The sequence below is a fragment of the Cupriavidus sp. UME77 genome (genome assembly GCF_014170355.1).
GTDB lineage: Bacteria > Pseudomonadota > Gammaproteobacteria > Burkholderiales > Burkholderiaceae > Cupriavidus > Cupriavidus basilensis.
In genome coordinates this window covers 17588-28548 of record NZ_LZZU01000079.1, presented here as the reverse complement: position 1 = coordinate 28548, position 10961 = coordinate 17588, and the positions used below count along the sequence as shown (strand labels likewise).

Here is a 10961-nt window from a genome sequence, read left to right as displayed (position 1 = left end):
AATATCCTCGATCCGAGTGAATTTGAGCTCGGCATGCAGTTTCCCCGCCCGCCGCTCCGTCTCCACTGACTGCGCGTTGCGCACCTGCGCCAGCAACGAAACCACCTCCCGCAAACTGGCCGCCAGCGACCGCGGCATATCCGGATGGACGATCAGCAACTCGGCCACGCGCTCCGGCGTGACCACCGAGCGATAGACCTTGCGATACATCTCCAGCCCCGACACGGAGCGCAGTACCGCGGCCCATTGGTAGAAGTCGTCTTGCTGCAGGCCGAGGTCGGTGGCCTGGAACTTGACGTCGAGAATGCGGGCGGTGTTGTCGGCGCGCTCCAGGAAGGTGCCCAGCCGCATGAAGCAGTAGGCTTCGTCCTTGAGCATGGTGCCGGCTTCCACACCGCGCGTTAAGTGGGAGCGGAACTTGACCCACTCGAAGAACTGCGCCGGATCGTGGCGCAGGATGCCGTCGGCAACCATCTGCTGGACATCGAGCCAGGTGGTGTTGATGGTCTCCCACAGCGGCGTGGTGAGTGCGCCGCGCACGGCGCGGGCGTTTTCGCGGGCGGCGCGCAGGCAGGACATGATCGACGCCGGGTGGCTCAGGTCGCGCACCATGAAATCGATCACTTCCTCGTGCACGACCGCGCCGTGGTGCGCGGCGAATACCGGCGTGAGCTCCGTCACGTCGAGCATCGCCAGCCAGCCTTGCTGCGCCACCTCGGGTGATTGCGGCAGCATCGAAGCCTGGTAGTTGACGTCGAGCATGCGCGCGGTGTTTTCCGCACGCTCGGTGTAGCGGGCCATCCAGAACAGGTGGTCGGCGGTGCGGCTTAGCATGGTGATTCCCCCTTTTCTCGGCAAACCCAGGCTACTGGCAAGCAATTGGCTTGCCAGCCGCTGACCGCGGCGCGGTGCCTACTCGAGCGGCAGCACGCTGACCTCCACTTCCACATCGTGCGCGCCGCCGCCTACGATGACGCCGCGCAGCAGCGAGACATCGCTATAGTCGCGCCCGAACGCCAGCGTGACGTGGCTGGTGTCGGCCAGCACGTCGTTGGTGGGATCGAGGTCGACCCAGCCGGCCAGCGGGCAGTACACCGACAGCCAGGCATGCGAGGCGTCGGCACCGATCAGCCTGGGCTGGCCGGGTGGCGGCTCGGTGCACAGGTAGCCGCTGACGTAGCGCGCCGCGAGGCCGAGCGAGCGCAGGCAGCCGATCATGACCTGGGCGAAATCCTGGCACACGCCGCTGCGCAGGCCGAAGGCTTGCAGCGCCGGGGTATCGACCTCGGTGGCGGTGGTCTGGTATTCGAAGTCGGCGTGCACGCGATGCATCAGGTCGATGGCGCCGGCCACCACGGGCACGCCGGGCGCGAAGCTGGCGAGCGCGTAGGCCTTCAGATCGGGATGCAGCGCCACGTTGGGCGAGGCGAAGCAGAACTCGCTTTCCGGCAGGAAGGGCTGGCCGGCGCGAAAGCGCAGCGCGGCGACGGCCGTCTCCCACGGCATGCTGGCGGCGGGGTCGAGCGACGCCCAGCGCGGCGTGAGGCTGACGGTGCTCTCGCAGGCGAGCTGCATGTAGTCGTGCGGCACGTCGATGGTGAAGTACAGCACGTGGTTGCCGAAGGCGTCGATGTCCGCATGCTGGTGCGACGGCGGCGGCTCGATCTGCGTGCTGTGCGCGTGCACCGCCTGCCACGGGCAGGTCACCGGAAACACCACGGCGCGCTGCTGGGCATTCTCCACCGGCGCGGAGTAGTCGTAGATGGTTTTGTGATGAATCGTCAGCACGGAGGCCACGCGCCCTGGCGCGGGCTCGGCAATGCCTTGCGCCTGGCTCATCGTCGCATTCATCGTCGCATTCATGGCTGCGCCCCGACGCGGGTGCCGGCCATGCCGGCATGGCTGAAGTAACGCGCACTGATTTCGTCCGAGAGCTGCACCATCATGTCAGTCAGTTGCTCGCACAGTTGCACCAGATTGGTGTATTTCCCGTCGGCGCCGCGCTGGCATAGTGCTTCCCAGCCAGGCAGCGTCTCCACGGTGGGCAGCCATTGCGGCAGCGGCACGCGCCCGGTGCCGGCCGGGCTGGCCGGCGGCGAGATCTGGCCGAGCTTGACACGCAGCCGCGCCAGCAAGCCGTAGAGCCCGCGCGGGTTGGTGGGCTCGATTACCAGCTGGTCGACCAGCGCGGGCACATCGGAGCGGCCCGGGTACAGCGCGCGGAAGGTCAGTGTGCTGTCGAACAAGTGCAGCAGCAAATCGAAGCAGGTCCGGTGCAGCAGCGCGCCGTTGTGTGCAAACACCCGCAGGAAGGTCGAAAGCGTGGCCACGCGCTCGATATGGCGGCCGATAAACAGCAGGCGCCAGGCTTCGTCGCGGGTCATGCGGTCGCCCTGCGCGCCGCTGATGGCGGCGAGCTGCATGGACAGGTGATCCAGCGCCGCCAGCACGCGCGGTCGGTCGTAGATGCCCGCGTCGCCGGCACCGCCGGGGCTCCCCGCGCAGGCCGCCTCCATGGCGTCGCCGAAATCGTTGCGCGCGGCCAGGATGGTGCGCCAGTGATCGTTGGACAGCCGGTTGCGGATCTCGGTGGCGGCGTGTACGTGGCTGGCCAGGTTCTGGCCCACGCTGGTCCAGCCGGCGCTTTCCGCCAGCGCGGACACCAGGCTGCGCTCGAACACGCGCAGCGAGGCGCGCGGCTGCGGCGCGCCGCTCGGCAGCAGGCCGCAGGCGAGCACCAGTTCGCCGATCACGTCGAGCGCGCTGTCGTCGCGGTCGTCGCTGCTTTCGATCGACCCCAGCACCAGGCGGCACAGGCGCACGTTGTTTTCCGCGCGCTCGGCATAGCGGCCGGCCCAGAACAGGTTCTCGGCGGCGCGGCTGGATACCGCCAGCGGCTTGGCCGCCGGCCCGCGCGCTGCGCCGGCCATGGGGAACTGCAGCGACGTGCCGCCCGGCTGCGCCGGCTGGCTCGACAGCACCCAGGTGTCGACGCTGGAGCCGCCGAGCTGCATCGATACCGCCGGCTGCCCCTCGCCCGCGAGCCGCGTGAAGCCGCCGGGCATCACCTGCCAGCCGCCCCGTCCGTCGGCAATGGCGTAGACCCGCAGCATGGCGGCGCGCGAGCCGATATGCGGCCCTTCCCAGCGTGGTGCGTGCGACAGCGGCAGATCGGCCTGGATGGTAAACAGATCCGGCACCTGCTCGATGCGCTCGCGCCAGTCCGCCAGGCGCTGCAGCCCGCGCTCCATGCCCAGGCGCGGGCCTTCCCACAGCTGCGCCATGCCGCGCGGGTAGGTTGGCATCAGGAAGGCTTCGGTGAATTCCCCGAGCGCCTCCTCGCGCGCCGTGGCCTCGCCGCACCACCAGCTGGGCACGCCCGGCAGCAGCAGTTCCTCGCCCAGCAGCGCGCGGGAAATGGCCGGCAGGAAGCCGTGGATGGCTGGCGTCTCCAGGAAGCCCGAGCCGGGCGCGTTGGACACCAGCACGTTGCCCGCGCGCATCGCCTGCAGCAGCCCGGGCACGCCTAGCGTGGAATCCTGGCGCAGCTCGACCGGGTCGCAATAGGCATCGTCCAGGCGGCGCAGCACCACGTCGACGCGTTCCAGCCCGGCCAGCGTCTTCAGGTACACCACGTCGTTGCGCACCGTCAGGTCCTTGCCCTCGACCAGCGTGATGCCGAGGTAGCGGGCCAGGAAGGTGTGCTCGAAATAGGTTTCGTTATAGGGCCCCGGGGTGAGCAGCACGATGTGCTTGCTGACCGAGGCGGCGGCGCTGCCCGCGGATTCCGGCGCGGGTGGCTGCGCCGCGGGCTGCTGCGCCAGCGTGGCCACCAGTTGCGAGAACGCGGCGGGCAGGCGCCGCACCCGCAGCTCGCGAAAGGCATCGGCGAACAGGCTGGAGATGATGAGGCGGTTCTCCAGCGCGTAGCCCATGCCGGAAGGCGTCTCCGTGCGGTGGGCCATCACCGTCCAGCCACCCGCCAAGGTATGCGCGAGGTCCACCGCCACGATATGCAGGAAGTTGCCGCCCGGCGGCTGGTAGCCCTTGAGCGGGCGCAGGTAGCCGGGATGGCCAAAGACCAGGCCGGCCGGCAGCAAGCCCTTGGACAGCAAAGCCTGCGGCCCGTAGATGTCGGCCACCATGGCGTTGGCCAGCTCAGCGCGCTGCGCCACGCCGCGCTCGATCCGCTGCCAGTCCTCCTCGGTCACCAGGAAGGGCAGCAGGTCCAGCGCCCAGGCGCGCGCACCGGCCTTGTCCGTGTTGTCGGCGTAGACGTTGTAGGTCACGCCGTTGTCGCGGATCTGGCGCGCCATGGCGGCGGCCTGCTGGTCAAGGCCGTCGATGCCCTCCTCGCCCAATATCTGGAAAAAGCGCGCCCAGGGCTCGCGCAACCCATCCCCGCATGCCCGCAGTTCATCGAGGTGCCCGGGCGGCACCGGCCGCGCGCGGTGCATCACCGCGTCGACGGCTGGGGCGGTTTCATCAAAAGGCAGGGACGGCTGAAGAGACACGGGGCGCGGCTTTGGGGGCTGCCGGATCAGCGTTGCCGCAAATCCAGCGTGAACGGAAACTCGAGGCTGCGCCGGGGCGGTTCCACGCGCATCACGCCCGGCGTGTGGCCAAGCGTGAAGAAGCGTGTCAGGCGCCGGCTCTCAGCCTCGTACGCATTAACCGGGAAGGTCTCATAGCTACGCCCGCCCGGATGCGAAACATGATACTGGCATCCACCGATGCTGCGTCCCATCCATGTGTCGACAACGTCGAAAGTCAGCGGCGCATGCGAGGCAATGGTGGGGTGCAGCGCAGACGGCGGCGCCCAGGCGCGGTAGCGCACCCCGGCCACGAACTCGCCGGCGCGCCCGGTGGGCTGCAGCGGTACCGCGCGGCCATTGACGGTGACCACATGGCGGCTGTCGTTCATGCCCAGCACGCGCACCTCGATGCGCTCGAGCGACGAATCCACGTAGCGCACGGTGCCGCCGGCACTGCCCTCCTCGCCCATCACATGCCAGGGTTCGAGCGCGGTGCGCAGCGTCAGCGACAGGCCGCCGGCCGCGAGCTCGCCCACGCGCGGGAAGCGGAACTCGAAGTGCGGCGCGAACCAGGCATTGTCGAACGCGAAGCCGGCTTCGCGCATCTCGGTGAGCACGTCCTCGAAATCCATCTGCACGAAGGTGCCGAGCAGGAAACGGTCATGCAGCTCCGTACCCCAGCGCGTGAGCCGCCCGCGATAGGGCTCGCGCCAGAAGCGGGCCACCAGCGCGCGCAGCAGCAACTGCTGCACCAGGCTCATGCGCGCATGCGGCGGCATCTCGAACGCGCGCAGCTCCAGCAGGCCGAGGCGGCCGGTGGGGCCGTCGGGCGAGTAGAGCTTGTCGATGCAGAACTCGCTGCGGTGGGTGTTGCCGGTGACGTCGATCAGGATATTGCGCAGCGCACGGTCGACCAGCCACGGCGGCATGTGAGCGCCGACCCCGCCCTCGGCGCCGCAGAGCCGGTCGAGCTGGTGCTGCAGCTCGGCAAAGGCGATCTCGAGCTCGTAGAGCTGGTCGTTGCGCGCCTCGTCCACGCGCGGCGCCTGGCTGGTCGGGCCGATGAACATGCCCGAGAACAGGTAGGACAGCGAGGGATGGTTGTGCCAGTACGCAATCAGGCTGGACAGCACATCGGGGCGCCGCAGGAAGGGGCTGTCGGCCGGCGTGGCGCCGCCCAGCACGAAGTGGTTGCCGCCGCCGGTGCCGGTGTGGCGCCCGTCGAGCATGAACTTCTCGGTGCTGAGGTAGGTCTCGTGGGCGGCCTGGTAGAGGAATTCCGTATGGTCGACCAGTTCGTCCCAGTTGGCGGCCGGATGGATGTTGACCTCGATCACGCCGGGATCGGGCGTGACCTGCAGCAGCTTGAGGCGCACGTCGCGCGGCGGCGGGTAGCCTTCGAGCACGATCTTCACGCCCAGCCCGGCGGCGGTGGCTTCCACCGCCGCCAGCAGCTCCAGGTAGTCCTCCAGCACGGTCAGCGGCGGCATGAAGACGTAGAGCATGCCGCGCTTGTCGCCCGCAGCCGCCCGCTCGGCCTTGGGGCCGGCGGCGCGACTGGGATGGCGCACTTCCACGCACAGCGCCGTACGCGTGATCCAGCCCGCGGATTCGCCGCGCTCGGGCACGCGCGCCAGGTCCGCAGCCAGGGCAGCTGGCGCGGCCGTGCCGCCGATCGTGCCCGCTCCCGGCTTGGCTCCGGCAAGCTTGCCGGCACGCGCTGCCGCGGCCGAGCCGGGCGCGGGATAGGCCGCGGTGCTGGCACGGAACTCCGCCGCCTGGCCGGGCTCGGCGCCTTGGCCGGCAAGCCCGGGCAACTGCGCGCGCAGCTGCGCCCCGGTGGGCAGCGGTGAACGCGCCGCGAACGGGTCCTGGTCGAACTGCCACGGGTAGTCGGCCTCGCTGACCCAGGGCAGGGCATCCAGCGGCAGGCGGTAGCCCATCGGCGAATCGCCGGGCAGCAGGTACATGCGGTCGTCGCGGAAGAACCACGGCCCGCTGATCCAGCGGTGGGCGGCCAGCGCCGGGCCATCTTCCAGGCCGGTGCGGCGCAGCGGCAGCACGTAGCCGGTGGGCCGCGCCAGGCCGCCATCGAACACGCGGCGCAGGCGCATGCGCTCCATCTCATCGTCGAGCCGCGCCTCCAGCGGGTCGACATTGACCGGCAGGCGGCGCTCGCGCCAGAGGTAGTACCAGGTGTCCTCATAGCCGGGCTGCACAAAGCCGGGGTTGAGCCCGAGGCGCTTGGCCAGGCTATCGAGGAAGCGCTGCGCGTCGGCCTCGGTATAGTCGGCCGGCTCGCGCTCATCGGCGAACAGCGACGGGTCCTGCCAGCAGGGCTGGCCGTCGGCGCGCCAGCAGATCGACAAGGCCCAGCGCGGCAATTGCTCGCCCGGGTACCACTTGCCCTGGCCAAAGTGCAGGAAGCCGCCCTTGCCATAGCGCTCGCGCAGTTTATGCACCAGTTCGGTGGCATAGGCGCGCTTGGTGGTGCCGAGCGCGTCGGTGTTCCATTCCGCGCCATCGCGATCCTTGACCGCGACAAAGGTCGGCTCGCCGCCCATGGTCAGGCGCACATCCTGCGCGTTGAGCTGGAGATCGACCTCGGCGCCCACGGCCGCCACCGCCTGCCACTGCGCCTCGGTATAGGGCTTGGTCACGCGCGGCGATTCATAGATGCGGGTGATCGACATCTCGTGGTGGAAGGTCACCTCGCTCTTGTCGACCGCGCCGCTGACCGGCGCCGCGCTGCCCGGCTCGGGGGTGCATGCCACCGGGATATGGCCCTCGCCGGCCAGCAGGCCGGAGGTGGGGTCGAGCCCGATCCAGCCCGCGCCCGGCAGGTAGACCTCGCACCATGCGTGCAGGTCGGTGAAGTCCACGTCGGTGCCGCTGGGGCCGTCGATGGATTTCACGTCGGGCGCCAGCTGCAGCAGGTAGCCGGACACGAAGCGCGCGGCCAGCCCCAGGTGGCGCAGCGTCTGCACCAGCAGCCAGCCCGAATCCCGGCACGAGCCGGCGCCAGTCTCCAGCGTCTGCTCCGGCGTCTGCACGCCGGGTTCCATGCGGATCAGGTAGCGGATGTCCTCTTGCAGGCGCTGGTTCAGGGCCACCAGGAAATCGCTCGTGGTCTGCTTGTTGCGCGGAATGCTCTCCACGAAGGCGGCAAAGCGCGGCGTCAGCTCGCCCTTGACCATATAGGGCGCCAGCTCGTAAGCCAGGCCGGGCTCATAGGTGAAGGGAAAATTCTCCGCGTAGGGCTCGAGGAAGAAGTCGAACGGGTTGTAGACCGCCATCTCGACCACCAGGTCGACGGTGATCTTGAACTCGGTGGTCGGCTCGGGGATCACCAGCCGGGCGAGGTAGTTGGCGAACGGGTCCTGCTGCCAGTTCACGAAGTGCTGCTCGGGCTCGATGCGCAGCGAATACGAAAGGATCGGCGTGCGGCAGTGCGGGGCAGGACGGAGCCTGACCACCTGCGGCGAAAGCTTCACGGGCCGGTCGTACCGGTAGTGGGTGACATGGTTCAGTGCGACGTGTGTTGCCACTAGTGCCTCCCATTGGCGCAGGTTTCGTGTGGTTCTCTCAAGCAAGAGTTGTACCGCCCCTGGCGGCGCACCCCAGATAGCGGCCGGCGGCGGCCGCCCTTGCATGGCAACATGCCCAGACTACCGCAGCATTACATGGCGCCAGCCTGTTTTGCCTTCAGTCCCTGCTCGATCAGCGAGCGCAGCTTGGCCAACGCCCCGGGGTCGCCGTGCGCGGCGGCGCGCGCGTACCAGATCTTGGCCTGCTCGATGTCCTTCTCGACCACGCCGGGCTCGCCGCGCTCGTAATAGCTGGCGACGATGTACTGGGCACCGCCGTCGCCCGCCGTGGCGGCGCGCGTGTACCACTCGAAGGCCTTGCCGTAGTCCCGCGCGAGGCCCCGTCCGGTGAAGTAATTGGTCGCCAGCTCCACCTGGGCCTGCACATGGCCGCCTTCAGCCGCGCGGCGGTACCACTGGTTGGCGGACTCCAGCGAGCGCGGCACCAGTTCACCGTGCTCGTACATCTCGCCAAAGGTGAACTGGGCCTGCGTCATGTCGTTCTCGGCCGCGCGGTGCAGCCAGATCAGCGCCTCCTCCTGGCGCACCGGCGTGCCCTCGCCGCGCAGCAGCATCATGGCGTAGTTGTACTGCGCGAGCCGGTTGCCTTGCTGGGCCGCCTTGGCGAAGTCCCGCAAGGCCGAATCGAAGGCGCCGGCGTCATAGGCGGTCACCGCCTGGCGCGTCAGTTCCTGCGCCGGCGCCGGGGGCTGGCGCGCGGCCTGGGCGTGCTGGACGGCAAGCAGGCAGAGGGGAAGCAGCGCGGCAATGGCGGCGGCGCGCAATCGCGAAGGCAAACGGGCAGGAAGGTCGGCAGGAAAGCGAACAGGAAAGCGACGGACAAGCGGCATGGCAGGCTCCAGGCAGGGCACGCGCTGACTCCAAGTCTACAAGTGTAGGACTCCGGAGTCGCCAGGTGCAGTCGGAAGCGGCCGGCCAAACCTTACGGTTGGCGCCACCAGTTCTGCGCCGGTTCCGCAGGCGCGGGTACGCTGCTGGGCAGCGCTTGCGCCTGCGCCAGCAGGGCCTGAGCCTCCGCGTGCAGCCTGGACAGGCAACGCGCCAGCACGCGCGCCTCCTCCGGATCCAGGCAGGCGGCCAGGCGGGCGTTGAAGGCCTGGGCCTGCGCAAAGGCAAGCTGGTAGACCGCCTCGCCCTGCTCGCTCAGGGCAAACGCCGCCGCCCGCTTGTCCTGCTCGCGCGTGGCGCGCTGCACCAGCCCGCGCGCCATCAGGGCATGCACGGCGCGGCTTGCCAGCACCTTGTCCAGCCCGGCGCTTTGCGCCAGTTCCGTCAGGCGCGTGCCCGGCTGCTCGCCGAGAAAGGCCAGCATGCGCCATTCGCGCCGGCTCACCCCGGCCGCGGCGCGCAGGTGATGCCCGCTGGCCTGCAGGGCAACGCGGGTCAGGTGATAGAGACGGTAATTGAGGAAGTCCGCCAGACGGTCGGGATGCTGCAGCGTTTCGCCGGCGTCTTGCTCCCGGCCCTCCTGTGCCACTGCCTGTGCCTGCGCCTGCTCGCCCGCCTGGCTGCCGTTCATGCCGCACCCGCAAATTTAGTTGATTTTGTCAATTATATGGCTGGGTGTTAGCGTCTGTGCCGCTGCATAAGAACCGGCGGGCCGCGTGCCAAGCGCATCCGCCGGGTACGGCCGGGCAGCCATGAGCCCAGGAACGAAACGCGCACATCGATGCGCGAAATCCTTCTTTGGCGCCCGCGGGCCGTATCGATAAATTGGCCGGCTTCCCGCCGATGCCGAACCAACAGGAGAACCCGTGAAACCCGCCAAACTGCTGCGCGCGCTAGTCCCCACCCTCGCCACCATGACCGCACTGGCCGCCGTGTGCCTGGCCAGCGCGCCAGCTAGCGCCCAGAACGACCGCCCGCTGCGCATCCTGGTGGGCTACCCCGCCGGCGGCACCGCCGACCTGGCCGCCCGCCTGATCGGCGACAAGCTGCGCGAGGAACTCAAGCAAACCGTGGTCATCGAGAACAAGCCCGGCGCGGGCGGCCGCCTGGTCATGGACTATGCGCGCACCCTGCCCGCCGACGGCAACACGCTGGTGGTCGCCAACTCCGCGGTGATGACCATCGCCCCGCTGACCTACCGCAAGCTGAACTACGACATCCAGCGCGATTTCGTGCCGGTGGCGCAAACCGCCAACTTCCAGCTGGCCCTGGCCACCGGCCCCGGCGCGCCGGCCAAGACGCTGAAGGAGTACGTCGAGTGGCTCAAGGCCAGCCCGGCCAAGAACAATTCCTACGCCTCGCCGGCGCTAGGCAGCATTCCTCACTTCTTTGGCTTGCTGATCGGCAAGCAGGTGGGCGTGGAGATGTTGCACGTGCCATTCAACGGCTCGGCACCGTTGATGAATGCGCTGGTGGGCGGGCAGGTGCCGGCCTCGGTCGATACGCTGGCCGATCTCACCGAGATGCATCGCGCGGGCAAGATCCGCGTCCTGGCAAGCTCAGGGACGCAGCGCTCGGTGGCATTGCCGGATGTGCCCACGTTTACCGAGCTTGGCTACAAGGACATCGAAGGGCTTGGCCGGTACGGGTTCCTGGCGCCGGCCGGCGTACCGAAGGCAACGATCGACCGGCTGAATGCGGCGATCGTGCATGCGGTGCAGTCGGCGGATCTGAAGGAGCGGTTCCTGAAGCTGGGGCTGGAGCCGCAAACCGGGAGCGCGGAGCAGTTCGGCAAGGTGCTGGCGGCAGATGCCGGGCGGTGGGGGCCGGTGGTCAAGGCCTCTGGCTATACCGGGGATTAAAAAATACCGCATCAAATTCCGTTAAGTTTATTCATCTGATGAATGTTATTTATCACATGGATTGAATA

7 protein-coding genes are annotated in these 10961 nt (G+C 68.8%); 1 reads left to right on the top strand and 6 read right to left on the bottom strand.

The features are described from left to right. The 6 genes from A9975_RS30725 to A9975_RS30700 all read right to left on the bottom strand — a co-directional run. Positions 1–834 (bottom strand): alpha-E domain-containing protein (locus tag A9975_RS30725; RefSeq protein ID WP_183036049.1); only part of this gene is annotated, 834 nt, incomplete at its 3' end. Positions 835–912: 78 nt separating this feature from the next. Continuing rightward, entirely contained in the window at positions 913–1863 is a 951-nt protein-coding gene (locus A9975_RS30720) for a transglutaminase N-terminal domain-containing protein (protein ID WP_370565845.1), read from the bottom strand. Further along, complete coding sequence (locus tag A9975_RS30715; protein ID WP_183036048.1) at positions 1860–4514, bottom strand: circularly permuted type 2 ATP-grasp protein; 2655 nt, start codon at positions 4512–4514, stop codon at positions 1860–1862. The genes A9975_RS30720 and A9975_RS30715 overlap by 4 nt, the downstream gene beginning before the upstream one ends. Before the next feature lie 26 nt (positions 4515–4540). Continuing rightward, complete coding sequence (locus tag A9975_RS30710; RefSeq protein WP_183036047.1) at positions 4541–8083, bottom strand: transglutaminase family protein; 3543 nt, start codon at positions 8081–8083, stop codon at positions 4541–4543. Positions 8084–8214: 131 nt separating this feature from the next. Further along, complete coding sequence (locus A9975_RS30705; protein ID WP_255504118.1) at positions 8215–8973, bottom strand: tetratricopeptide repeat protein; 759 nt, start codon at positions 8971–8973, stop codon at positions 8215–8217. Between the two features lie 92 nt (positions 8974–9065). Beyond that, positions 9066–9662, bottom strand: coding sequence for a MarR family winged helix-turn-helix transcriptional regulator (locus tag A9975_RS30700; protein WP_255504117.1), 597 nt, complete (start codon positions 9660–9662; stop codon positions 9066–9068). Positions 9663–9945: 283 nt separating this feature from the next. Here A9975_RS30700 and A9975_RS30695 point away from each other — a divergent pair, with 283 nt between their 5' ends. Beyond that, entirely contained in the window at positions 9946–10893 is a 948-nt protein-coding gene (locus A9975_RS30695; protein ID WP_220810945.1) for a Bug family tripartite tricarboxylate transporter substrate binding protein, read from the top strand. Positions 10894–10961: the final 68 nt, after the last annotated feature.

What these genes read in the sequence shown, in the direction of transcription:
- A9975_RS30720 (WP_370565845.1), bottom strand. Translation starts at nt 1,863, where the DNA reads ATGAATGCGACGATGAATGCGACGATGAGCCAGGCGCAAGGCATTGCC.
- A9975_RS30705 (WP_255504118.1), bottom strand. Translation starts at nt 8,973, where the DNA reads ATGCCGCTTGTCCGTCGCTTTCCTGTTCGCTTTCCTGCCGACCTTCCT.
- A9975_RS30700 (WP_255504117.1), bottom strand. Translation starts at nt 9,662, where the DNA reads ATGAACGGCAGCCAGGCGGGCGAGCAGGCGCAGGCACAGGCAGTGGCA.
- A9975_RS30695 (WP_220810945.1), top strand. Translation starts at nt 9,946, where the DNA reads ATGACCGCACTGGCCGCCGTGTGCCTGGCCAGCGCGCCAGCTAGCGCC.